15 protein-coding genes and 2 tRNA genes are annotated in these 23,596 nt (G+C 71.8%); 11 read left to right on the top strand and 6 right to left on the bottom strand.

Annotated elements, in window-relative coordinates; translation table 11 throughout:
- Positions 1-16: 16 nt before the first annotated feature.
- A tRNA-Gly gene (locus ACTOQ2_RS31490) sits at positions 17-88 on the bottom strand.
- 153 nt (positions 89-241) lie between these two features.
- On the opposite strand from ACTOQ2_RS31490, the gene hutH reads away from it, so the two are divergent.
- A complete protein-coding gene (hutH, locus tag ACTOQ2_RS31485; RefSeq protein WP_440104461.1) occupies positions 242-1,789 on the top strand; it encodes a histidine ammonia-lyase in 1,548 nt (515 codons plus the stop codon).
- Between the two features lie 115 nt (positions 1,790-1,904).
- Here the strand turns inward: hutH and ACTOQ2_RS31480 are convergent, their stop codons facing one another.
- Positions 1,905-3,239: an NAD(P)-binding domain-containing protein gene (locus ACTOQ2_RS31480; RefSeq protein WP_440104460.1), complete on the bottom strand. Its 1,335-nt coding sequence runs from the start codon at positions 3,237-3,239 to the stop codon at positions 1,905-1,907.
- Positions 3,240-3,312: 73 nt separating this feature from the next.
- Here ACTOQ2_RS31480 and ACTOQ2_RS31475 point away from each other — a divergent pair, with 73 nt between their 5' ends.
- From ACTOQ2_RS31475 to ACTOQ2_RS31465, 3 genes are read left to right on the top strand one after another with little or no spacing between them, the layout of a single operon-like run.
- Positions 3,313-4,200 (top strand): LysR family transcriptional regulator, encoded by an 888-nt coding sequence (locus ACTOQ2_RS31475; RefSeq protein ID WP_440104459.1) that lies wholly within the window; start codon positions 3,313-3,315, stop codon positions 4,198-4,200.
- 4 nt (positions 4,201-4,204) lie between these two features.
- The gene (locus ACTOQ2_RS31470; protein WP_440104458.1) at positions 4,205-5,224 is read left to right on the top strand and encodes a chorismate-binding protein; all 1,020 of its coding nucleotides are present in this window, start codon (positions 4,205-4,207) and stop codon (positions 5,222-5,224) included.
- The gene (locus tag ACTOQ2_RS31465; protein WP_440104457.1) at positions 5,221-6,051 is read left to right on the top strand and encodes an aminotransferase class IV; all 831 of its coding nucleotides are present in this window, start codon (positions 5,221-5,223) and stop codon (positions 6,049-6,051) included. The genes ACTOQ2_RS31470 and ACTOQ2_RS31465 overlap by 4 nt, the downstream gene beginning before the upstream one ends.
- A gap of 112 nt (positions 6,052-6,163) precedes the next feature.
- Here the strand turns inward: ACTOQ2_RS31465 and ACTOQ2_RS31460 are convergent, their stop codons facing one another.
- Positions 6,164-7,606, bottom strand: coding sequence for an LVIVD repeat-containing protein (locus ACTOQ2_RS31460; RefSeq protein WP_440104456.1), 1,443 nt, complete (start codon positions 7,604-7,606; stop codon positions 6,164-6,166).
- A 52-nt stretch (positions 7,607-7,658) separates the two neighbouring features.
- On the opposite strand from ACTOQ2_RS31460, the gene ACTOQ2_RS31455 reads away from it, so the two are divergent.
- Positions 7,659-8,264 carry a DUF305 domain-containing protein gene (locus ACTOQ2_RS31455; RefSeq protein WP_440104454.1) on the top strand — a complete coding sequence of 202 codons (606 nt, stop codon included), beginning with the start codon at positions 7,659-7,661 and terminating at the stop codon, positions 8,262-8,264.
- 149 nt (positions 8,265-8,413) lie between these two features.
- Here the strand turns inward: ACTOQ2_RS31455 and ACTOQ2_RS31450 are convergent, their stop codons facing one another.
- On the bottom strand, positions 8,414-8,830 hold the full coding sequence (locus ACTOQ2_RS31450) for an SsgA family sporulation/cell division regulator (protein ID WP_184547867.1): 417 nt from the start codon (positions 8,828-8,830) through the stop codon (positions 8,414-8,416).
- Positions 8,831-9,302: 472 nt separating this feature from the next.
- Here ACTOQ2_RS31450 and ACTOQ2_RS31445 point away from each other — a divergent pair.
- From ACTOQ2_RS31445 to ACTOQ2_RS31420, 6 genes are all read left to right on the top strand, one after another.
- Positions 9,303-9,374 (top strand) — tRNA-Val (locus ACTOQ2_RS31445).
- A gap of 550 nt (positions 9,375-9,924) precedes the next feature.
- Positions 9,925-12,819, top strand: coding sequence for a helix-turn-helix transcriptional regulator (locus ACTOQ2_RS31440; protein WP_440104453.1), 2,895 nt, complete (start codon positions 9,925-9,927; stop codon positions 12,817-12,819).
- Between the two features lie 943 nt (positions 12,820-13,762).
- On the top strand, positions 13,763-17,365 hold the full coding sequence (locus tag ACTOQ2_RS31435; protein WP_440104451.1) for a galactose-binding domain-containing protein: 3,603 nt from the start codon (positions 13,763-13,765) through the stop codon (positions 17,363-17,365).
- Between the two features lie 314 nt (positions 17,366-17,679).
- The gene (recQ, locus tag ACTOQ2_RS31430) at positions 17,680-19,590 is read left to right on the top strand and encodes a DNA helicase RecQ (RefSeq protein WP_440104450.1); all 1,911 of its coding nucleotides are present in this window, start codon (positions 17,680-17,682) and stop codon (positions 19,588-19,590) included.
- A gap of 137 nt (positions 19,591-19,727) precedes the next feature.
- A complete protein-coding gene (locus ACTOQ2_RS31425) occupies positions 19,728-20,390 on the top strand; it encodes a potassium channel family protein (protein ID WP_440069884.1) in 663 nt (220 codons plus the stop codon).
- A 280-nt stretch (positions 20,391-20,670) separates the two neighbouring features.
- A complete protein-coding gene (locus tag ACTOQ2_RS31420) occupies positions 20,671-21,567 on the top strand; it encodes an LLM class F420-dependent oxidoreductase (protein WP_440104448.1) in 897 nt (298 codons plus the stop codon).
- Positions 21,568-21,640: 73 nt separating this feature from the next.
- Here the strand turns inward: ACTOQ2_RS31420 and ACTOQ2_RS31415 are convergent, their stop codons facing one another.
- Together ACTOQ2_RS31415 and dapD are read right to left on the bottom strand one after the other, a co-directional pair.
- Positions 21,641-22,258, bottom strand: a complete 618-nt coding sequence (locus ACTOQ2_RS31415) for a hypothetical protein (RefSeq protein WP_440104447.1) — start codon at positions 22,256-22,258, stop codon at positions 21,641-21,643.
- A gap of 352 nt (positions 22,259-22,610) precedes the next feature.
- The gene (gene dapD, locus ACTOQ2_RS31410) at positions 22,611-23,588 is read right to left on the bottom strand and encodes a 2,3,4,5-tetrahydropyridine-2,6-dicarboxylate N-succinyltransferase (RefSeq protein WP_440069879.1); all 978 of its coding nucleotides are present in this window, start codon (positions 23,586-23,588) and stop codon (positions 22,611-22,613) included.
- Between the last annotated feature and the right edge of the window lie 8 nt (positions 23,589-23,596).

Raw genomic sequence — 23,596 nt, 5'->3', positions numbered from 1 at the left:
GCATGCCCCTTTTCCGAGCGGAAGACGGGATTCGAACCCGCGACCCTCACCTTGGCAAGGTGATGCTCTACCACTGAGCCACTTCCGCGTGCCTCCGGGACCGGCCCGGACTCACGGTGAGAACTCTAGCGAATACCCGGCGACTCCCCAAACCGAATACGACCGGTATCTTGAGATGTAAGGAGCCAGCAAGGGTTTCACCGGTTACCAGTGCTCCCCCCTACGCGAGAGAGTTGACAGCATGCGCGACAACGAGGTCGTGAACATCGGGCCGGAGCCGTTGAGCTTCGAGGAGGTCGTCAGGGTCGCCAGGCACGGTGCCCCCGTACGCCTGGGCGACGACGCCGTGGCCGCCATGGCGGCGGCCCGCACCCGCGTGGACGAGCTGGCCGAGAGCCCCACCCCCGCCTACGGCGTCTCCACCGGGTTCGGCGCCCTGGCCACCCGGCACATCGACCCCTCGCTCCGCGCCCAGCTGCAGCGATCCCTCGTACGCTCGCACGCCGCCGGGTCGGGGCCCGAGGTCGAGATCGAGGTCACCCGGGCGATGATGTTGCTGCGCCTGCACACCCTGGCCACCGGCCACACCGGCGTGCGCCCGAAGACGGCCAAGGTACTGGAGAGCCTGCTCAACGCGCGGATCACCCCCGTCGTGCACGAGTACGGAAGCCTCGGCTGCTCCGGCGACCTCGCGCCGCTCTCCCACGTGGCCCTCACGATCATGGGCGAGGGCGTCGTCCGCGACGCCGCGGGGGAGCGGGCCGACGCCGCGGAGGCCCTCAAACGGGCGGGCATCGAGCCCGTGGAACTGGTGGCCAAGGAGGGGCTCGCGCTCATCAACGGCACCGACGGCATGCTCGGCATGCTCATCCTGGCCATGGACGACCTCGCCCGCCTGTTCAAAACCGCCGACGTGAGCGCGGCCATGAGCGTGGAGGCGCTCCTGGGCACCGACCGTGTCTTCGCCGCCGACCTGCAGGCCCTGCGCCCGCACCCCGGGCAGGCGGCCAGCGCCGCCAACCTCAGGGCCCTGCTCGGCGGCTCGCAGATCATGGAGTCCCACCGGGACGGCACCTGCACCCGCGTCCAGGACGCGTACTCCCTCAGATGCGCCCCGCAGGTCGCCGGGGCCGCCCGCGACACCCTGGCGCACGCCGCCCTGGTCGCCGGGCGGGAGCTGGCCTCCGCGATCGACAACCCGGTGGTCCTGGCCGACGGCCGGGTGGAGTCCAACGGCAACTTTCACGGAGCCCCCGTCGGCTACGTGCTCGACTTCCTGGCCATCGCGGTCGCCGACATGGCGAGCATCTCCGAGCGCCGCACCGACCGCATGCTGGACGTGGCCCGCAGCCACGGCCTGCCCGCCTTCCTCGCGGACGACCCCGGCGTCGACTCCGGCCACATGATCGCCCAGTACACCCAGGCGGCGGTGGTCTCCGAGCTCAAGCGCCTGGCCGCGCCCGCGAGCGTCGACTCCATCCCGAGCTCCGCCATGCAGGAGGACCACGTCTCCATGGGCTGGTCGGCCGCGCGCAAGCTGCGCCGCTCGGTGGACGGCCTCACCCGGGTGCTCGCGGTGGAGGTCCTTACCGCCGCGCGGGCCCTGGACCTGCGCGCCCCGCTGCGGCCCGCCCCGGCGACCGGGGCCGTGGTGGACGCGCTGCGCCAGTCCGTCCCCGGTCCCGGCCCCGACCGCTTCCTCGCGCCGGAGATCGAGACGGTGGTCCAGCTCGTCGCGGCCAACGTGGTCGTCGCCGCCGCCGAGACGGTCACCGGCCCCCTGGCGTAGGGCGGTCACGGCGCCGTCACGGGCCGCCGGCGCGGTGATCCCGCCGTCACGGCCCGCGACGAGCCCGGTGGACGCCGCGCCGTCACCGCCGCCGTCACCGGCGTCACCGCCGCCGTCACCGGCCCGCGGGGAGGGCGGCGATCACCTCCACCTCGATGAGCAGCCCCGGCCGGAACAGCCGCGAGACCTCCACGGTCGTGCTGGCCGGGGGTTCGCCGGTGACGAAACGCTCGCGTACGGCCCCGTACTCCCGCAGCAGCGACATGTCGGTGAGGTGGCTCCGGATGTGGGTCACGTCGTCGAACGTGCAGCCCTGGTCGGCGAGGACGCGTGACAGCAGGTCCATCACGTATTCGGACTGGCGTGTCATGTCCCCCTCGCCGACCACCCTCCCCTCCTCGTCCAGCGCCACCTGCCCCGAGACGAACAGCAGGCCCGCGGCCCTGGTGGCGTGGGAGTAGAGCCCGTTGGTGGCGGGAACCGTGGCCGGGTTCAGTCTCGTCACGCCGGTACGGCCCGGCCCTCCCTCCCCTGTGCCTCCGATGCCCCCTGTGCCCCCTGTTTCCCCGATGCCCCTGATGTCCCTGGTTTCCCCCTGACCCGCCTGGCGAGGCCCGCCCGTTCGGTCCGCCCCGGTGGGACCGGTCGCGGCGACGTGCGTGAAGATCGCGGTCAGGTCCGCCCCGCCGAGCCCGGCCGCCACCGCGCCCGCCAGCCTGGCCCCGGCCGCGGCGGCGAGCGTCTGGGTCCCGTGCGCGGCCAGCTCCATGTCCTTGGCCGCCAGGCCGAGGGCGTAGCGCGTCCCGTACGGACCGCTCTCGACGGCTGGGCGGACCCGTTCGACGAGCGGTCCCAGCGGCGTGCCGCCGAGCACGTCCAGCAGGGCCGCGGTGTCCACTCCGGTCGCCTCCGCGTACGCGACGGTCTCGGCGAGCAGCACCTGGGCGGGCACCAGCGCGCTCATCACGGCCAGTTTCATCGCCGCGCCCGCGCCGGGGCCGCCGGCCTCGAGCACCCGGCCGAACACCTCCAGCGCTTTCCGGCAGCGGGCCAGATCCTCGGGCAGGCCCCCGGCCAGCACCACCAAGGTGCCGTCCGCGGCCGGCCCCACGCTGCCCAGGACCGGCGCGTCGACCAGTCCCACCCCCGGGGGAAGCAGGTCGCGCAGCCCGGCCACCGCCTCGGGCCCGATCGTCGACATCTCCGCGACCACCGTCCCGGGCCGCAGCCCCGGTGCCGCGTCCGCGAGCACCCGCCTGGCCGCCGCGGGGTCGGCGAGCATCGTGACGACCAGCTCCGCGCCCGCCACGGCCTCGGCGGGCGACGCCGCCGTGGCGGCCCCCTCGACCGCGCGGGGGGTGCGGTTCCACGTCGTCACCGTGTATCCGGCGGCCACGAGCCGCCGGGCCATCGGGGCGCCCATGCGTCCCAGACCAAGAAAGGAAATCACGCGCTCCACGCTACGAACCGGGAAGGCATTCCACCAGCGACTAGATTGCATGCAAGCCATGCGAGGGAGGAATGTGTTCGACGTCGAAGGACTGCGCCTGCTGGACACCGTGGCCCGTACCGGGTCGTTCACCGCGGCCGCCGCCAGGCTCAACTACACCCAGTCGGCCGTGTCCCGCCGCATCGCCACCCTCGAACACCGCGCGGGCGGCCCGCTGTTCGAGCGGCTGCCGCGCGGGGTGCGGCTCACGCCCGCCGGTGAGGCGCTGAACCACCACGCCCAGGTCGTCCTGAACCGGCTGACCAGGGCGGAGGAGGAGCTGGCCGGGATCCACGGCGGCTACCGGGGGCGGCTGCGGGTGGGGGCGTTCGCCACCGCCAACGTCGCGCTCGTGCCCGGCGCCCTGCGCGCGTTCCGCGAGGACTTCCCCGAGGTCGAGCTCGTCCCGATCGAGGGGCCCAGTGGGAGCCTGCTGCGCCGCATGCGCGAGGGCGGCCTGGACGTCGCGGTGGTCAGCGACTACCCGTCCGAGCTGCCCCGCGAGGAGGAGATCGAGATGATCGAGCTGGCCGACGACGAGCTGCTCGTCGCGCTGCCCCGCGATCACCGGCTGGCGGCGGAGGAGATCGTCGATCTGCGTGAGCTGCGGGAGGCGACCTGGATCGAGGCGCCCCCGCCCGGCCGGGCCACCGCGCTCGCCGCGGCCTGCGCCCGCGCCGGGTTCGCGCCCCGCGCCACGGTCAGGATCGCCGAGTGGACGGGCAAGTTCGGGTTCGTCGCGGCCGGGCTCGGCGTCACGCTCGTCCCCGCCATCGCCGCGTACGCCGTACCGGCCGATCTGGTGCTCCGCTCCCTCGGCGACCTCGCCCCGCGCAGGACCGTCTACGCGGCGCTGCCGCCCACCCCGCTGCCCGCCGCCCGCACCCTGGTGCGGCTGCTCGCCGAGCGGGCGGGACAATAGGGCGGTGCATGACTCTTTTGCGCATGTCACCGGATATCTGGCCACCGGCCTCCGGGACCTCACCACCGATCTCGCCGCGCTGGACGGCGAGGGATGGTGGGCCATCGTGATCGACTACGAGGGCAAGGTGACGTGCGCCAGGTTCGGGGACGTCCGCAGGGCCCCGCTGCCCGCGCCGCGCGGCCCCTGGCGCGGGCCGCACCCGTCGTCGTGGCGCACCTCCCTCGACCGGGCCGCGTACGAGGACGGCGTGCGACGCATCCGCGCCCACATCGAGCGGGGCGAGGTCTACCAGGCCAACCTGTGCCGGGTGCTGAGCGCGCCGCTCCCCGCGGGGCAGGGACCGGACCCGCTGGCCCTGGCTGTACGGCTGGCGGAGGGCAACCCCGCCCCCTACGCCGCCACGGTGAGCCTGCCGGGGCTGAGCGTCGTGTCGGCCTCCCCGGAGCTCTTCCTGTCCAGGGACGGCGACGTGGTCGAGTCCAGGCCGATCAAGGGGACCGGGGTCACCGCGGCGGACCTGCTGGAGAAGGACTACGCGGAGAACGTGATGATCGTCGATCTCGTCCGCAACGACCTGGGCAGGGTCGCCGCGGTCGGTTCGGTGAGCGTGCCCGCCCTGTGCGAGGTGGAGGAGCACCCCGGTCTCGTGCACCTGGTCTCCACGGTCCGGGCGCGGCTGGCGCCCGAGTACGGGTGGCCGGAGCTGCTCTCCGCGACCTTCCCGCCGGGATCGGTGACCGGCGCCCCGAAATCCTCGGCCCTGCGAATCATCGATGAGCTCGAACCAGAGCCGCGCGGGCCCTACTGTGGAACCGTGGGCTGGGTCGACGCCGACCGGAGGCGGGCGTCCCTGGCTGTGGGGATCCGCACGTTCTGGCTGTCGTCCGACGAGATCCGTTTCGGTACGGGCGCGGGCATAACCTGGGGGAGCGATCCGCGACGCGAGTGGGACGAGACCGAACTGAAGGCCTCCCGGCTCATCGCGCTGGCATCAACATCAGGCTCAGAAGGAGTCGCATGAACGTACCCATATGGCTTAACGGGGCACTGGTCTCTCCGGATCAGGCCGTCGTCTCGGTGTTCGATCACGGCCTGATGGTCGGTGACGGGGTGTTCGAGACGATCAAGTGCATGGACGGCGCCACGTTCGCGCTCACCCGTCACCTCGACCGGCTCACGCTCTCGGCGCGGCGGATGGACCTGCCCGACCCCGACGTGGCCGCGATCGCCGACGGGATCCGCGCCTGCCTGGCCGAGGCCCCGCCGTGGCCGCTCGGCCGGGTCCGGGTCACCTACACCAGCGGCCCGGGGCCGCTCGGCTCCGACCGGGGCGATCAGGGCTGCACGACCGTGGTGATCGCCGACGAGCAGAAGGCGTTCCCGGCCACCGCCGACGTCACCGTCGTGCCCTGGCCGCGCAACGAGCGCGGCGCGCTCGCCGGGGTGAAGAGCACCTCCTACGGCGACAACGCCAAGGCGCTGTTCTTCGCCAAGGCGAGGGGCGGCGGCGAGGCGATCTTCGAGAACCTCGCGGGAAACCTCTGCGAGGGCACCGGCAGCAACATCTTCGTCGTACGCGACGGGCGGCTGCTCACCCCCACGCTCGCCTCGGGCTGCCTGGCCGGGGTCACCCGCGCGCTCGCCCTGGAGTGGTGCGGGGGCATCGAGGAGGACGTCCCGCTCTCGGCCCTGTACGAGGCCGAGGAGGCGTTCCTGACCTCCACCACCCGTGACATCCAGCCGATCCGCGCGGTCGACCGGACCGTGCTGCCCGCCGCGCCCGGCCCGATCACCGCCAAGGCCATGCAGGTCTTCGCCGAGCGCTCCGCCGCCGACCTCGATCCCTGAGCCCGGTTCCCCGGGATTCGTTCCCGTTCCCGGTGCCGTGTTCCAGGCTCCGGTGAGGGCGTGCCCCACCGGAGCCTGGAGCCGGCGGTCACGGACCGGCCGGACCGGCGGGCTAGTGGGACACCTGGGTCTGCGCGTTCAGCTCCTTGATCTTGACCTTGGCCGCCGGGTCGGTCAGCGGGTCGTCGATGCGGAGCACGTCCAGGCCCTTGGTGATGTCACTCGAGTAGATGTGGCCGTTGTAGTAGTACGCCGACCAGGAGCCGCCGACCCCCGGCACCGGGCCCCGCTCGAAGAAGCCGATCTCCCGGGGCTTGGTCGCGTCGGTGAAGTCCCAGACCGACACCCCGCCCTGGTACCACGACTGGACCATGATGTCCTTGCCCGGCACCGGCAGCAGCGATCCGTTGTGCGCGACGCAGTTCTCCTCGGGCGACTGCTCCCTCGGGATCTTGAAGTAGCCGCGGAGCGTGAGCCTGCGGTCCTTGCCGAGGTCGTACACGGCGTTGGCGCCCTTGGTCTTCGGGGTGTTGGCGTCGCAGGTCGCGCTCACGCCGCCGCCCAGCTCGTCCCCGAAGACGACCTTGGTGGCGTCGTTGTTGAACGTCGCCGAGTGCCAGATCGCGAAGTTCTCCTTGTCGCTCACGTGCTGGAGGACCTTGGGGTTGACCCGGTCGGAGATGTCCATCAGGATCCCGTCGCCGAAGCAGGCGGCGGCGGCGAGGTCCTTCTCCGGGTAGACCGTGAGGTCGTGGCAGCCGCCGATGGCCCCCTCGACGGCCTTCTCGGAGAGGGCCGGCTGCGAGACCACCTTCGCGGTCTTCGGGGCCTCGACCGGCACCTCGACCACGGAGATCTTGTTGTGCGGGGGCGGGCAGGTCGCCGTGCCGGGCTCGGGGCCGGGGGAGGAGATGTAGAGGTAGACCTTGTCAGGGCTCTTGCCGGGGACGAGCGTGTGGGTGTGCGAGCCGCAGTCGGTCTGGACCGCCGAGACGAACTTGGGGTTGGTCTTGTCCTCGATGTCGAAGATCCGGATGCCCTCCCAGGCGTCCGACTCCGGCTCGCCGCGCTGGGCGTCGCACTCCGGGCCGACCCTGGCGGAGTCGATCGACAGGAACAGCAGGTTCCCGCTCACCGAGATGTCGTTCTGCTCGCCGGGACAGAGGACCTGACTGGCGATCGAGGGCTTCGACGGGTCGGAGATGTCGAAGACGCTGAAGCCGTCGAAGTTGCCGACGAACGCGTAGTCGCCCTGGAAGGCCAGGTCGGTGCCCCACGACTGGGGCCCGTCGAGCGGGGCGCTGGGGGGCACGTTGGCCAGGTGCGTGATGTTGTCGCTGTGCGTGCCGTCCCCCGAGATTCCGGAAGCGGGGGTCTCCGCCGGCTGTTCCGAGGCGCTCGGGCTCCCCTGCGGGGTGGGCGCGGCCGCCGTGGACGGTGGCGAGGCAGCGGGAGTCGGATCCGCCCCGCACCCTGCCACGAGAAGTAGCGCGGACAGGACGAATGCCACGATCGGTCGCACGGTGCCCCCATTACGTCGGTCCACTTGCCCCATTATTGAAGCTATGCGGAGGATGCGTGTGCCGAGTCAGGGTATCGCGGTGATCATGATGGCAGCGGTTCTCGGTGGATGCGCGGAGGCCGGATCGGAGCGGTCCACCCCGCTGGTCGCCGAGTCCGGCGCGCCTGTGATCATCCCGGGCGGCCCGGGGGAGGCCGGTCGCACGGCGAGGCCCGGCGAGCGCCTCGGGGAGTCCGAGGCGCGCGTCACCGCGGCCGACGTCAGGTTCGCCGAGGGCATGATCCCGCACCACCGGCAGGCGCTGGAGATGGCGGCACTGGTGCCGGCCCGGTCGTCCTCGCCGGTCCTGCGGAAGCTCGCCGAGCGAATCACCGCGGCGCAACGGCCCGAGATCGCGGCCATGACCTCGTGGTTGAGGGCGGCCGGACGCCCCCTGGGCGAGCACGGCGGCCACGACGACCACACGCTCCCGCTGGAGGAGATGAACCGGCTCAGGGCGGCCAGGGGGGCGGCCTTCGACACCCTCTTCCTGACCCTCATGATCACCCATCACGAGGCGGCGGTGACGATGGCGGGGCTCCAGCTGCGCGAGGGCACCGACCGGGTCATGCTGGCCACCGCCAAGGACGTCGTCTCCGGGCAGGCCATCGAGATCGCCCGGATGCGGGACCTGCTCAAGCCCGGGACGTAGCCTCGAACCCGAGACGCGGTCTCAACCCGGGACGTGGCTCTTCGAACCCGGGATGAGTTCTCAGGCCCGGGTCGGGCCTCGAGCCCGGGTCGGGGCCCGGCGGCCCCGCAGGGAGGCCGTCGCCGTGCGACCCGGCGGCCGGGGACCCGTCACGAACTCCAGAGCATGTTGCTGAGCTCGGCGTCCAGATCCATGAAGTCGGTCTCGCGACCGGCGGGGACCAGCTCGTACGTCCGGTGCAGGAACTCCGTGAGCGGGGCCAGGGGCACCTCGAACAGGGCCTGCCCGAACGGTGACGTGAGGCTTATGTGCAGCGTGCGCTCGCCGTCGGCGCGCGCCGGCCACACCTGCACGTCCCCGTCGCCGACCCGCCGCACGATGCCGACCGTCAGCAACTCGCGAGCGAAGATCCACTCGACCGGTTCGTCGTTGCCCACGTGGAAGGCCATCCTGATCGCGTACGGATCACCGGCCGTGTAGCTGAGCCCGGCGAGCAGGGGGACGGTGGTACGGTCGGGGACCACAAGCCGAAGGCCTAGCTCGGCAGAGACGGTGGCGCTGTTCATCGTCAGCCAAACCTTTTTCGTCGTCGGTCCCCTCTGCGGGGCTTTCACTGCTCTCACTGCTCCGAAACGGCCTCGTTCCTCGCGAGCTATCACGCGGAACAAAGAAACCTGTAGGAAAGATTCCGCCTCGACGCCCTTCTGTAACACACATCACAGCGCGACATTTGGGCATCTACCTGGCTAAACATCACCAACAGGGCCGTATTTGCAAGGGTTTTGCGTCTCGTTTTGGTCACCGTCGACTCCCTGGCGGGGCGTCTCGGGTGATTCGGGTCGAGCGCGGGTCGTTCGGTGCTTCTACGGATCAGGACGATGCTATGACACCGTAGCCCCCCGCCGGATGCATCCTCAGACCTTTGCCTCCCGACCGTGTCGTCTTTCAAGATCATTTAGTTGGCGGATACCGCTTCGCGAGCACTCCCGGATTGCTGTATGGTTTTCCACGTCGGCACCGTGAGGGGCCGCACAGGGCGGGCGATTAGCTCAGCGGGAGAGCGCTTCGTTCACACCGAAGAGGTCACTGGTTCGATCCCAGTATCGCCCACACTAGCAAGTCGCAGGTCAGAGCCTCCTGGTTGACGTCAACCGGGGGGCTTTTTCCATGATCGGACATCTCGTACGGCGCTCGTACGGCGGGAGTCGCCGGGACGGGCTCGGGGCGGGGCGCCTCCTGTCCGCGCAGAGACCTCCGAGGGCACGGGTGGGGGCCCCTGATGCCCACAGGACGCCGGAACGGTGTCCTGCCCCCCTCCGCTCCGTGAAAGCGCGTTCAGGGCGCTGCGGCGCCCTCAGGGCCGAGCCCGGCCGGTGACGCCCTCGGGCGCGGGGCGGCGGGCCCTCCCCGGAGGCCGCGGAAAGCCCCCGGCCTCCGGGGCTCCGCGGCGGACCAGAGGCGGCGGGGAGAGTGCTCGGGCTCCGGGATTCCGGGTGCGGCCGGGCGCGGCAAGGAGAGTGCTCGGGCTCCCGAACTCCGCGGCGACCGGGCGCGGCGGGGAGAGTGCTCGGGCTCCGGGATTCCGGGTGCGGCCGGGCGCGGCGGGGAGGCGTGCCCGGCGGGACGCCTGACTGTCGGTGGCCGGTGGCATCCTGGGGGCGTGAGAGCCCACACGGTAAGCCCCCTGTTCGTCGGTCGCGCCGACGAGCTCGCCGTCCTGGAAGGCGCGCTCGCCAGGGCTCGCTCCGGATCGGCCTCGACCGTGTTCGTGGGAGGCGAGGCCGGGGTCGGCAAGACCCGCCTCGTCCGCGAGTTCACCGAGCGCTCCGACGGCGCCCTGGCGCTGGTCGGCGGGTGCCTGGAGCTGGGCATCGACGGCCTCCCCTTCGCCCCCTTCACCGCGGTGCTGCGCAAACTCGCCCGCGACCTGGGCCACGACGGCGTCGCCGCGCTGCTGCCCGGCGGGGCGACGCGGGGGCTCGCCCGGCTGCTGCCGGAGTTCGGTGAGCCGGAGAGAGAAGGCGCCGAGGCGCGGGCCCGGCTCTTCGAGCAGATCCTGGGCCTGCTGGAGCGGCTCGCCGAGACCCGGCCGACGATCCTGGTCATCGAGGACGCCCACTGGGCCGACCGCTCCACCCGCGACCTGCTGTCGTTCCTCGTCCGCTACCAGCGTCCCGACGTGCCCCTGCTGACCCTGGTCACCTACCGGGCCGACGAGCTGCACCGCACGCACCCCCTGCGCCCGCTGCTGGCCGAGCTGGGCCGGGTCGACTGGGTCACCCGGCTCGACCTGCGCAGGCTGAGCCGCCGGGAGGTGGGCCAGCAGGCCGCGAGCATCCTCCACGGCGAGCCGGTCACCGACATCGATCTGGTCTACGCGCGCAGCGAGGGAAACCCGCTGTTCGTCGAGGCGCTGCTCAGCGAGGGCGGGGGCGAGACCCTGCCCGACTCGCTGCGCGACCTGCTGCTGGCCAGCGTCGAGCGCCTGCCGGAGGAGACCCAGGAGCTGATGCGGCTGGCCGCCGCCGGCGGGGCGAGGATCGAGCACGCGATGCTCTCGGCCGTCGCCGGGGCCGACGACGGCGACCTCTCCCGCCTGCTGCGCCCGGCGGTGGCGGGCAACGTGCTCGTGGTCGACGGCGAGACGTACGCCTTCAGGCACGCCCTGATCCGCGAGGCCGTCCACGACGACCTGCTGCCCGGTGAGCGCACCCGCCTGCACACCCGTTTCGCCGAGGCCCTGGAGGCCGACCCCGGCATCCTGCCCGCACCCAGGTCGGCCATCGAGCTCGCCCACCACTGGCACGCCGCGCACAACCCCCTCTGGGCGCTGATCAGCGCGTGGCACGCGGCCGCGGCCGCCAGGAAGGCGGCGGCCTACGACGAGCAACTGCGCATGCTGACCCGGGTGCTCGAGCTGTGGGAGGCGGTGCCCGACGCCGCGGAGCGGATCGCCGCCGACCACGTCGACGTGCTCCGGCAGGCCGTCACCGTGGCGCACCTGGCGGGGGAGTTCGAGCGGGGCATCTCCCTCGCCAAGGCGGCCCTGCGGGAGATCGACACCGCCACCGACCCGATCCGCGCGGCCCGGCTGCTGCGGCAGCGCGGGCTCGTCAGGTACGACCTCGGCAGGGCCGGGTACGTCGAGGACCTCCGCACCGCCGCCAAGCTCGTTCCGGCCGAGCCGCCGACCTCCCTGCGCGCCCAGGTCCTGGAGAACCTGGCGCGCGTGCTCAGCGAGCACGGCGACCGGGCGGAGAAGGAGGCGACGGCCGAGGAGGCGATGCGCATCGCCCAGGAGGTGGGCGACGCCGACGCCGAGGCTCACGCGCTCATCACCCTCACCTGGGCCGGTTGCCGTTACTCCCGGACGGAGGACGAGATCGCCGCGTTCGCTCGGGCGCGGGAAAACGCGGGCAGGGCCGGCTCCTACCACGCGCTGATGCGGGCCGTCATCTTCGAGTCCGACGCCCTGGAGGGGGCCGGGTGGCACGAGCGGGCCGCGGAGGTCGCCCGCCGCGGCGTCGCCGACGCCGAGGCGTACGGCCTGGCCCGCACGTCCGGCGCCTTCCTGGCGATCAACCTGGTCGAGCCCCTGGTCTCGCTGGGCCGCTGGGACGAGGCGTCCGAGGTGGTTGAGCGCGTCCTCGAGGTCGCCCCGCCGGCCCCCTACCGCGCGAGCCTGCAGGGCCTGGCCACCGACATCGCGCTGGCCCGCGGAGACCTCGACCGAGCCGAATCGCTCATCCGGGCCTCGCGGGCCGTGTTCTCCAGGGGCACCTACCGGGACCAGACGATCCTGCCCCAGCTGCGCAGGGAGATCGAGCTGCTGGTGGCGCGCGGCAGGCACGACGAGGCGTCCGCGCTCGTCGAGCGGACCCTGGACGAGCAGGACCTGGAGATCACCCCCCGCTACGTCTGGCCGCTCCTCCTCGCCTGCCTGCGGGTGGCCGTGTCCCCGCTGTCCCCGCTGTCCCCGCTGCCCCGGCTGCGCGCCGTGGCCGCGAGGCTCGGCGTGGAAGGGGAGCTCCAGAGGGCGCACAGCCTCACCTTCACGGCCGAGGCCGCCCAGAAGGAAGGGGCGCTCGACCGGGGGGCGTGGGACGCGGCGGCCGCCGCCTGGGCCGCGCTCCGCCAGCCCTACGCCGAGGCCTGCGCCCTGCTCGGCGCGGCACGGGCCGCCGTCGCGGCGGGGGAGCGCGACGAGGCCGCGCTGAGCCTGTCCCGGGCGGCGGAGCTCGCGGCGCGCGTCGGGGCCCGGCCGCTCGCCGCCGAGATCGGCTCCCTGGCCAGGCGGGCTCGGATCCCGCTCTCCGGGGAGCCCGCCCCCGCCGAGCCGGTCTCCGAAGGGGCCGGGTTCGGGCTCACCGCGCGCGAGCACGAGGTGCTGGGCCTGGTGGCGGCCGGCCGCAGCAACCGCGAGATAGCGGGGGAGCTGTTCATCTCGGCGAAGACCGTCAGCGTGCACGTCTCCAACATCCTCGCCAAGCTGGGCGCCGCCTCGCGCGGCGAGGCCGCGGCGACGGCACACCGGCTGCGCCTGTTCGAAGGGTGAAACGTCACCACGTCTCACGTCTCTGTCCGTTAAGCCACATATTTCAGACTAAATAGTCCGAAACAGCTCTTGTTTCGCGTTCTCCGGGTTTCGTGCCGATCCGCGCGTCCCCGGTCCCCGTCATGTCGCGGGCGCCCCCACCGTCCCGCCGCGCGGGACCTCCCCGAGGGGCTCGCGCCCCCCTCGCGTACCGGCCCCGGACGGGGCTCGAAGGCCCCCGTGGCAGGCAGATCGGCCGAATCGCACGCGGGGTCGCACGGCGAAGTAAGCCGCCCTTCTCGACCCGTTGACGCGGCCGTAGCACGTATGTAACATTTGGCCAGCGCAATGCAAAAATATTGCAAAGTCCTGTTAAATTCTCTCTGTTCTCCGCAACTTACGGCAGTGATGTGCTGCGCCGGCACGTCCCTCCCACCCCTCCGGAGAGGCCCCAGGTGATGTCGTTCTCGGCATTGCGCGGCCGGTCGCCGCCATGGCGGCCCCGGTTGCGACACTCTGCGACACTCATTGCCCCGCGCCGACGCCGACCCGTGGCCGAAGGCAGGGCCGTCACGGCCCGCGCCCGGCAGAGCGCCCCGCGCCGCAGCCGGTCAGGGGCCCGTGGTTTCGGACGTCTCCCGTCCGGGGCCCGCCGACAGATCCGACCAGGTCCGATCAGATCCGACGTTCACCCATCGCTCGTCCCGCCGGTCGTCCCCGCATGAGGAACACCGGCGCACACGGCGACCAGCACCCCCCCAGCGACGAACGAGGCACGGCACGCGGATCGGCCCGCACAGACCACCCGGCCGGCCCGCCCGCCGGACTCCGGGGACCCGGAAGAAGCGGGCCGGGGATCCGCACCTCGTGGGCGAGGCACTCCCGGGTGCCGAGCGCGTCGCGTGACGGAGGCCACGGCCTCCCTTTCGACCCTGTCGTTCCAGACGAGAGATAGAGGAACGCGATGAGAAAGCAGTACCTGGCGTTACGGCTGATGGCGGCGATGGCCGCGACCAGCCTGCTCGCTCTGGCCGGGGCGGTCGTCGCACCGGCCTCGGCGGCCGCCGGCCCCAACCTGGCGGCGGGCAAGTCGGCCTCGTCCAGCAGTGTCAACGCCCCCTACGGCGCGGGCAACGTCACCGACGGCAACGCCACCACCTACTGGGAGAGCGGCAACAACGCCTTCCCGCAGTGGGTGCAGGTGGACCTCGGAGCCGCAGCCAGCGTCAACCAGGTCGTCCTGAAGCTGCCGCCCGCGACGGCCTGGGAGACCAGGACGCAGACGTTGTCGGTGCTGGCGGGTACGAGCGCCACGCCCACCACGACCGTCGTGGGCTCGGCCGGCTACACCTTCAACCCGGCGACCGGCAACACGGTGACGATCAACTTCACCGCGACCAGCGCCCGCTACCTGCGGCTGAACCTCACCGCCAACACGGGCTGGCCCGCCGGTCAGCTCTCCGAGTTCGAGGTGTACGGCCCCACCGGCGGCGGTGACACGACGCCGCCGAGCACGCCGTCGAACCTGGCCTACACCGAGCCGGGCTCGGGCCAGATCAGGCTGACCTGGAACGCCTCGACCGACACCGTCGGCGTGACCGGTTACGACATCTACGCCAACAACGCCCTGCGCGGCAGCGTGGCGGGCAACGTCCTGACCTACACCGACACCCAGCCGGCCACCGCGACGGTGTCCTACTACGTCAAGGCCAAGGACGCCGCGGGCAACCAGTCGGGCAACAGCAACACCGTCACCCGCCAGGGCAGCACCCCGACCGGGACGAACCTGGCCGTCGGCAAGGCGATCACCGCCTCCTCCTCGGTCTTCACCTTCGTGGCCACCAACGCCAACGACAACAACACGGCGACCTACTGGGAGGGCAACGGCGGCAGCTACCCCAACACGCTGACCGTCAGCCTCGGGGCGAACGCCACCCTCAGCTCGGTCGTGCTGAAGCTGAACCCCGACAGCGCCTGGGGAACGCGCACGCAGAACATCCAGGTCCTCGGCCGCGCGCAGAGCTCGTCCACCTTCACCAGCCTGGCCGCGGCGGCGAACCACACCTTCGACCCCGCCTCCGGCAACACGGTGACGATCCCGGTCAGCGGCGCCTACGCCGACGTCCAGCTCAGGATCACCTCGAACACCGGCGCCCCCGCCGGGCAGGTCGCCGAGTTCCAGGTCATCGGCACCCCGGCGCCGAACCCGGACCTGACGATCACCGCTCTGACCGCGTCCCCCGCCTCTCCTGTCGAGACCGCCTCCGTCACGCTCTCGGCCACGGTGCGCAACGCCGGCTCGGCGGCCTCCGGCGCGACGAACGTCGACTTCTACCTGGGCACCACCAAGGTCGGCACCGCCGCGGTCGGCGCGCTGGCCGCCGGGGCGTCCGCCACGGTGTCGGCCGTCGCCGGTCCGCGTGACGCGGGCAGCTACGCGCTGAGCGCCAAGGTCGACGAGGCCAACAGCGTCATCGAGCAGAACGAGTCGAACAACGCCTTCGCGAGCTCCTCCCCGCTCGTGGTCACGCCGGTCAGCACCTCCGACCTGGTCGCCACGACCAGCTGGACCCCCGGCAACCCGTCCAACGGCGCCGTCGTCACCTTCTCCGTGGCGATCAGGAACCAGGGCACCCTGGCCTCCGCGAGCGGCGCCCACGGCATCACGCTGAACGTCCTCAACGAGTCGGGCACCGTCGTCCGCACCCTGACCGGCTCCCACAGCGGCGTGATCGCGCCGGGTGCCACCACCGGCCCGGTGAACCTGGGCACCTGGACGGCGGTCAACGGCAAGTTCACCGTCAGGACGGTCCTCGCCGACGACGCCAACGAGCTCCCGGTCAAGCGGGCCAACAACACCAGCACCCAGCCGTTCTTCGTCGGCCGCGGCGCCAACATGCCGTACGACATGTACGAGGCCGAGGACGCCGTCGTCGGCGGCGGGGCGGCCGTGGTCGGTCCCAACCGCGAGATCGGCCACGTGGCGGGTGAGGCGTCCGGCCGCAGGGCCGTGACGCTGAACAGCACGGGCAGCTACGTCGAGTTCACCACCAAGGCCAGCACCAACACACTGGTCACCCGCTTCTCCATCCCCGACGCCCCGGGCGGCGGCGGCATCGACTCGACGCTGAACGTCTACGTCAACGGCACCTTCCTCAAGCCCATCAACCTGACGTCCAGGTACGCCTGGCTGTACGGCCCCGAGGCCGGTCCCAACAACTCGCCCGGCTCCGGCGGCCCGCGTCACATCTACGACGAGGCCAACGTCATGCTCGGGGCCACCGTCCCGGCCGGCAGCAAGATCAGGCTCCAGAAGGACCCCGCCAACAGCACGACGTACGCGATCGACTTCATCAACACCGAGCAGGTCTCGCCGATCGCGAACCCCGACCCCGCCAGGTACACGACCCCCGCCGGCTTCACCCACCAGGACGTGCAGAACGCCCTTGACCGGGTGCGGATGGACAACACCGGCAACCTGGTCGGCGTCTACCTGCCGGCGGGCACCTACCAGACGTCCAGCAAGTTCCAGGTCTACGGCAAGGCCGTCAAGGTGGTCGGCGCCGGCCCCTGGTACACCCAGTTCCGGGCGCCCGACAGCCAGGACAACACCGACGTCGGCTTCCGCGCCGAGGCCAGCGCGAACGGCTCGTCCTTCGCGAACTTCGCCTACTTCGGCAACTACACCTCGCGCATCGACGGCCCGGGCAAGGTGTTCGACTTCGCCAACGTCGCCGACGTGGTGATCGACAACATCTGGAACGAGCACATGGTCTGCCTCTACTGGGGCGCCAACACCGACCGGGTGACGATCAAGAACTCCCGCATCCGCAACATGTTCGCCGACGGCATCAACATGACCAACGGCAGCACGGACAACCTCGTCAGCAACAACGAGGCCCGCGCCACCGGTGACGACAGCTTCGCGCTGTTCTCGGCCATCGACGCCGGCGGCGCCGACATGAAGGGCAACGTCTACGAGAACCTGACGTCCATCCTGACCTGGCGGGCCGCGGGCGTCGCGGTCTACGGCGGGTACGACAACGTCTTCAGGAACATCTACATCGCCGACACGCTGGTCTACTCCGGCATCACGATCAGCTCGCTGGACTTCGGTTACCCGATGAACGGCTTCGGCGCCAGCCCGCCCACCAGGTTCGAGAACATCTCGATCGTCCGGGCCGGCGGTCACTTCTGGGGACAGCAGGTCTTCCCGGCGATCTGGGTCTTCTCCGCCTCCAAGGTCTTCCAGGGCATCCGCGTCAACAACGTGGACATCGTGGACCCGACCTACGGCGGCATCATGTTCCAGACCAACTACTCCGGAGGCCAGCCGCAGAACCCGGTCACCGACACGATCTTCACGAACGTCTCGATCACCGGTGCGAGGAAGAGCGGCGACGCCTTCGACGCCAAGTCCGGCTGGGCCGTCTGGGCCAACGAGATGCCCGAGCCCGGTCAGGGCCCGGCGGTCGGCTCGGCCACGTTCAACAACCTCCAGATGAGCAACAACTTCCAGAACATCAAGAACACGACGTCGACCTTCACGATCACCGTCAACCCGTGATCTCGTGATCTCGTAGAAAGACCGCGGGAGAACCGCGGTGCCGGTGCCGCCGGGAGGTCCGACCCTCCCGGCGGCACTTCTCCCGTTCCGTCCCTCGTCAGGCGCGGGTGCCCGGTCTCCGCCCAGCCTCCGCAGGTCCCGCACGGGCCCCGCCGGACCCCGGTGTCCGGGTCCCGCACGGCCCGGTACGGTCCGCCCGGCGCGGGTGCCCGGGTTCCACACGGCCCCGGACCGCCCCGGACGGCCTCGGGCGACGTCCGTGCTTCCTGCCTGTTCGCCGCCGACCAGCAGGAAGATCCTCGTACAATGTCCCGATGGCTTCCCCCGAGAACGGCCCCGAGGTGAGCGACGCGTCGCGGGTCCTGCAGCGCGTCTTCGGCTACGACTCGTTCCGGGCGGGCCAGCAGGAGATCATCGAGCACGTCGTGTCCGGCGGCGACGCCCTCGTGCTCATGCCGACCGGCGGCGGCAAGTCGCTGTGCTACCAGATCCCGGCCCTCGTGCGGAAGGGCACCGGAGTGGTGATCTCACCGCTCATCGCGCTCATGCAGGACCAGGTCGACGCCCTGACCGCGCTCGGCGTGCGGGCCGGGTTCCTCAACTCCACCCAGGACTTCGAGGAGCGCCGCGCCGTCGAGTCGGCCTTCCTGTCCGGCGAGCTGGACCTGCTCTATCTGGCGCCGGAGCGCCTGCGGGTCGACGCCACGCTGCGCCTGCTCGACAGCGGGGTGATCTCGCTGTTCGCCATCGACGAGGCGCACTGCGTGGCCCAGTGGGGGCACGACTTCCGGCCCGACTACCTCGCCCTGTCCGCGCTGCACGAGCGCTGGCCGGACGTGCCGCGCATCGCGCTGACCGCGACGGCCACCGAGGCCACCCACGCCGAGATCGCCTCCCGCCTGAACCTGGAGGGGGCCCGCCACTTCGTGGCGAGCTTCGACCGCCCCAACATCCAATACCGCATCGCCCCCAAGAACGAGCCCAAGCGGCAGCTGCTGGAGCTGCTGCGCACCGAGCACGCCGGGGACGCGGGCATCGTCTACTGCCTGTCGCGCAACTCGGTCGAGAAGATCGCCGAGTTCCTGGTGCAGAACGGCATCGAGGCGCTGCCCTACCACGCGGGGCTCGACGCCCGGGTCCGCGCGGCCAACCAGGCGCGCTTCCTGCGCGAGGACGGCCTCGTCATGGTCGCCACCATCGCGTTCGGCATGGGGATCGACAAGCCCGACGTGCGCTTCGTCGCCCACCTCGACCTGCCCAAGTCCGTCGAGGGCTACTACCAGGAGACCGGCAGGGCCGGGCGTGACGGCCTGCCCTCCACCGCGTGGCTCGCCTACGGCCTCCAGGATGTCGTGCAGCAGCGCAAGATGATCGACACCTCCGAGGGCGACGACGCCCACCGCCGCCGCCTCGCCGCCCATCTGGACGCCATGCTCGCCCTGTGCGAGGCGGTCGAGTGCCGCCGCGCGCGGCTGCTCGCCTACTTCGGCCAGCAGGGCACCGCCTGCGGCAACTGCGACACCTGCCTGTCGCCGCCGGAGTCGTGGGACGGTACGGTCGCCGCGCAGAAGGTCCTGTCGACCGTGTTCCGGCTCATGCGCGAGCGCCGCCAGAAGTTCGGCGCCGGCCAGATCATCGACATCCTCCTCGGCAGGAAGACGGCCAAGGTCATCCAGCACGACCACGACGGCCTGACGGTGTTCGGCATCGGCACGGAGCTGAGCGAGGCCGAGTGGCGCGGCGTGGTGCGCCAGCTGCTGGCCCAGGGGCTGCTCGCCGTCGAGGGCGACTACGGCACGCTCGTGCTGACCGAGGCGAGCGCGGAGGTCCTGGGCCGCAAACGCCAGGTCCCGCTGCGGCGCGAGCCGGAGAAGGCGCCCAGGGCCGCCAGAGCCGCGAGATCCTCGGGGTCGTCGGCGTCCTCCACCTCGCGCCGGGCCGAGCCCGTCGAGATGCCGGAGGAGGCGATGCCGGTGTTCGAGCTGCTGCGCGCCTGGCGTGGAGCCACCGCGAAGGAGCAGGGCGTGCCCGCGTACGTGATCTTCCACGACGCGACCCTGCGCGAGATCGCGACCAGGGTCCCCTCGTCGCTGGCCGAGCTGGGCACGATCAGCGGGATCGGGGAGAACAAGCTGGCCAAGTACGGTCAGCAGGTCCTCGACACCCTCGCGGGATCCGGCCGGGAATCCGGTGGCGGAGAGGAAGCCCTTCTGGAGTTCCCCTGAGGTAGAATCGGGCGAATTCGGGCCTGATGGCCCGCGCAGTGAGACGCATATAGGAGCCTGGAGGCTGTCGTCCGCCTCCGGGCTTCTCGCGTTGGCGGATCCCCCCGTGGCTGCGGACTCCCGAAAGAGGACGATCGTTGGCTGACAGAAGGAACGATCCGGTGGTGGTCGTCGGGCTCGGCCGTTTCGGCAGCTCCCTGGCCGTCGAGCTGTTCCGCAGGGGCACCGAGGTGCTGGCCATCGACAGCCGCCCCAAGGTGGTGCAGAGCCTGGCGGGAAAGCTCACCCACGTCGTCGTCGCCGATTCCACCGACATCGAGGCGCTGCGGCAGATGGGGGTGCCCGACTTCTACCGGGCGGTGGTCGCCATCGGCACCGACCTGGAGTCCAGCATCCTCACCACGTCCCTGCTCGTCGAGCTGGAGATCGAGGACGTCTGGGCCAAGGCGGTCAGCCGCGAGCACGGCCGGATCCTGGAGCGGGTCGGCGCCCACCACGTGATCCTCCCCGAGCACGACATGGGGGAGCGGCTCGCCCACCTGCTCAACGGGCGGATGCTCGACTACATGGAGGTGGACGGCGACTACGCGGTGGTCAAGACCCGCCCGCCCCGCGAGTACGTCGGCGTGCCCCTGGGCGAGTCCAACCTGCGGCGCAAGTACGGCGTGACCGTGGTCTGCGTGAAGGGCCAGTACGACGAGTTCACCTACGCCGACGCCGGAACCGTGCTGGGGTACGGGGACGTGATCGTCATCGCGGGCAAGATCGAGCAGGTGGAGCGGTTCACCGAGCTGCCCTGAGCCTTCTGGGCTGTCCCTGAGTCTCCTGGGCTGCTCTGAACCTCTTGAGCTGCTCTGAGCTTCCTGAGCCTCCAGCTGCCCTGAGGCTTCCGGGCTCTTCTGTCGTGCTCCCGCCGTGTTCTCCCGTGTTCCCGTCCCGTTCTTCCGTTCTCCGGTCCCGTTCTCCCATTGCGTTCCCGGGGGTTGCCGCGTGCCCGCGATTCGCCGCGCCCGCACCGCTGTGTGATTCCCGCGATCGATCTAGACTGGGCGGACATTACTAGAATGGAGTTCGGTAGCGATGCGATTCGGACTGTTCCTCAGCGGCTCCCAGAAACCGGACGCGTTCGGCGACCTGCGGGAGCGGATCGCCCGCGGGGCCGATGACGGCTTCTCCTCCGTCTGGATGTCCCACACGTTCGACCTCGACGCTCTGACCGCGCTCGCCGTGGCCGGAAGCCAGGTGCCCGGGATCGAGCTCGGCACCGCCGTCGTCCCGACCTACCCGCGCCACCCGGCGGCCCTCGCCCAGCAGGCGCTCACCGTCAACGCCGCCCTCGACGGGCGGCTCGCCCTCGGCATCGGGCTCTCGCACCAGATCGTGATCGAGGGCATGTACGGCATGAGCTTCGAGCGGCCCGCCCGCCACATGCGCGAGTACCTGTCGATCCTGATGCCGCTCGCGCGCGGGGAGAACGCGGCCTTCGAGGGGGAGACCCTCACGGGACGGCTGGGGCTGAACACGCCGGGGCCGAGGGACATGCCCGTGCTCATCGCCGCCCTCGCCCCGAGAATGCTCAGACTGGCCGGGGAGGTGGCCGACGGCACCGTGCTGTGGATGACCGGTGCCAGGACGGTGGCCGAGCACGTGGCGCCCGCCGTCACCGAGGCCGCCCGGGCCGCCGGGCGGCCCGGGCCGAGGATCGTGTGCGCGCTGCCCGTCTGCGTCACCGACGACGCCGAGGCGGCCAGGGCGCTGGCCGCCGAGCGGTTCGAGATCTACGGCCGGTTGCCGTCGTACCGGGCGATGCTCGACAGGGAGGGCGCCGAGGGCCCGGCGGACGTGGCGATCGTCGGCGACGAGGACGAGGTGTCGGCGCGGATCGAGACGCTCGCCAAGGCCGGGGTCACCGACTTCGTCGCCGCCGAGTTCTCCAGGAGCACCCGGACGAGGGAATTCCTCAAGAGCCTTCTCTGAGGGTCCTGCCGCCACCGCGTCCGCGGATCCTTGCCGCGCGACGGCCTCCCCTCCGAGGGAGGGCCCGCCCCGCTCAGACGCCGAAGGCGCTCAGGGCCGCCCAGGCCGTCCCCGCGCCGGTGACGGCCCCGGCGGCGACCTGGGCGGGCGTGTGGTGGGTGAGCCTGACCCGTGCCCAGCACACCATCGCCACGACCAGCGCGCCCGCGACCAGCGTGGGCACGGCGGGCAGCACGTGGGCCAGCACCACCACGGTGCCCGCCGACACGGCCGCGTGGAAGGAGATCTTCCACCAGAGGGTGATCGGGACCGTCACCGCGAGCGCGGCCAGCATCGCGGTCACGGTGGCCACCAGAAGCCGGGGAGCGCCCAGCAGGATCAGCAGCGTCAGCGCGACGACCACCGAGGCGACCGCCACCAGCAGCGGAACCGTACGGCTCGCCCGGTCGACCAGATGATGGGAGTCGAGGCGCCCGGAACGGACCCCGTTCAGGATCACCAGGGCCGGGATCCCGCCGCACAGGGCCGAGGCCACCAGGCCCCAGACCGCGCCAGGCCAGCCGTCGGCCATCAGCCCGACGAGCGGGGGCAGCCCGATGACCAGCACCTGCGGCGCGAACAGCCCGGTCACCCACCGGGCCGCCGCCCCCGCGGTGCTGTCGCCGTCGCCCGCCATCTCCTGACCGGTCATCTCAATCCTTCCAGCGCGGAGACCCCGCTCCCGAGCTTGCCGGTGAGGGGGCCGGCCCGCCCGCGTCGACATGAGGCCTGCGGGACCTGTGGGGCCCGTGAGGCCACCCTGTCAGCTGAGGGGCCCGGGGACGAACATCCACGGGCCCCTACGGCCCCAGGGTCACGCGCGGCGGTCGCGACGGTGTCCTCGGCATCCCCGGCGTCCTCGGCATCCCCGGCGTCCTCGGTGTCCCCGGTGCCCCGGACAGCGACCGGCAGCGCCCCGGACAAGTGCCCCGGAGAGTGACCCGGCGCACCCGCGAGGGCGGCGGACCGCGCTCACGGGTGCGCTCCCGGGTGGGCGGCGGTCGTCAGTCGTTGGCGTGCAGGGTGCTGTTGAGCTCCACGCCCGTACCCCGGCGGGGCACGGCCTCGACCGCGCCCGAGGTGGAGTTGCGGCGGAACAGCAGGCCGGAGGCGCCGGAGAGCTCGGCCGCCTTGACCACCCGCCCCTCGGGCAGGGCCACCTTGGTCCCGGCGGTGACGTACAGGCCCGCCTCCACGACGCAGTCGTCGCCCAGGGAGATGCCGACGCCGCTGTTGGCGCCCAGCAGGCAGCGCCGCCCGATGGAGATGACCTGCTTGCCGCCGCCGGACAGGGTGCCCATGATCGAGGCGCCGCCGCCGACGTCCGAGCCGTCGCCCACGACGACGCCCGCCGAGATACGGCCCTCGACCATGGAGGTGCCGAGCGTCCCGGCGTTGAAGTTGACGAAGCCCTCGTGCATCACGGTCGTGCCGCTCGCCAGGTGCGCGCCGAGGCGGACCCGGTCGGCCTCGGCGATCCGGACCCCGGTGGGCACCACGTAGTCGACCATCCGGGGGAACTTGTCCACGCCGTAGACGGTCACCTGCCCCCGGGCGCGCAGGCGGAGTCGCACCTCCTCGAAGCCCTCGACGGCGCACGGGCCGTGGTTGGTCCACACCACGTTGCTGAGCAGGCCGAACAGCCCGTCCAGGTTCTGGCCGTGCGGCTGGACGAGGCGCGCCGACAGCAGGTGCAGGCGCAGGTAGGCGTCGTGGGCGTCGGCCGGTGCCTCCGACAGCTTGGTGATGCCGGTGCGTACCGCGACCACCTCCACGCCGCGGTCCTCGTCGGGGCCGAGCAGCGCGGCGACCCCGGAACCGAGCTCCTCGACCGCCTCCTGTTCGGTCAGCCGCCTGGTGCCCGGTGAGGAGGGCTCGCCCAGCTGTGGGGACGGGAACCACGTGTCGAGCACGGTTCCGCCGGTGGTGATGGTCGCGATGCCGGCCGCGTGCGCGCCGGAGATCTGGGCTGCTGCGTTCACGCCGACCA

It is taken from the genome of Streptosporangium sp. H16, from assembly GCF_051918855.1.
Lineage (GTDB): Bacteria > Actinomycetota > Actinomycetes > Streptosporangiales > Streptosporangiaceae > Streptosporangium.
Note: the sequence above shows the minus strand (reverse complement) of the source record. Positions and strands in the feature narration are given on the sequence as shown.

Excerpts from the sequence above, each read along its gene's own strand:
- ACTOQ2_RS31435 (WP_440104451.1), top strand. The coding sequence starts at position 13,763 with ATGAGAAAGCAGTACCTGGCGTTACGGCTGATGGCGGCGATGGCCGCG.
- ACTOQ2_RS31460 (WP_440104456.1), bottom strand. The coding sequence starts at position 7,606 with ATGGGGCAAGTGGACCGACGTAATGGGGGCACCGTGCGACCGATCGTG.
- ACTOQ2_RS31415 (WP_440104447.1), bottom strand. The coding sequence starts at position 22,258 with ATGACCGGTCAGGAGATGGCGGGCGACGGCGACAGCACCGCGGGGGCG.
- hutH (WP_440104461.1), top strand. The coding sequence starts at position 242 with ATGCGCGACAACGAGGTCGTGAACATCGGGCCGGAGCCGTTGAGCTTC.
- ACTOQ2_RS31450 (WP_184547867.1), bottom strand. The coding sequence starts at position 8,830 with ATGAACAGCGCCACCGTCTCTGCCGAGCTAGGCCTTCGGCTTGTGGTC.
- ACTOQ2_RS31455 (WP_440104454.1), top strand. The coding sequence starts at position 7,659 with ATGATGGCAGCGGTTCTCGGTGGATGCGCGGAGGCCGGATCGGAGCGG.
- ACTOQ2_RS31465 (WP_440104457.1), top strand. The coding sequence starts at position 5,221 with ATGAACGTACCCATATGGCTTAACGGGGCACTGGTCTCTCCGGATCAG.
- recQ (WP_440104450.1), top strand. The coding sequence starts at position 17,680 with ATGGCTTCCCCCGAGAACGGCCCCGAGGTGAGCGACGCGTCGCGGGTC.
- ACTOQ2_RS31420 (WP_440104448.1), top strand. The coding sequence starts at position 20,671 with ATGCGATTCGGACTGTTCCTCAGCGGCTCCCAGAAACCGGACGCGTTC.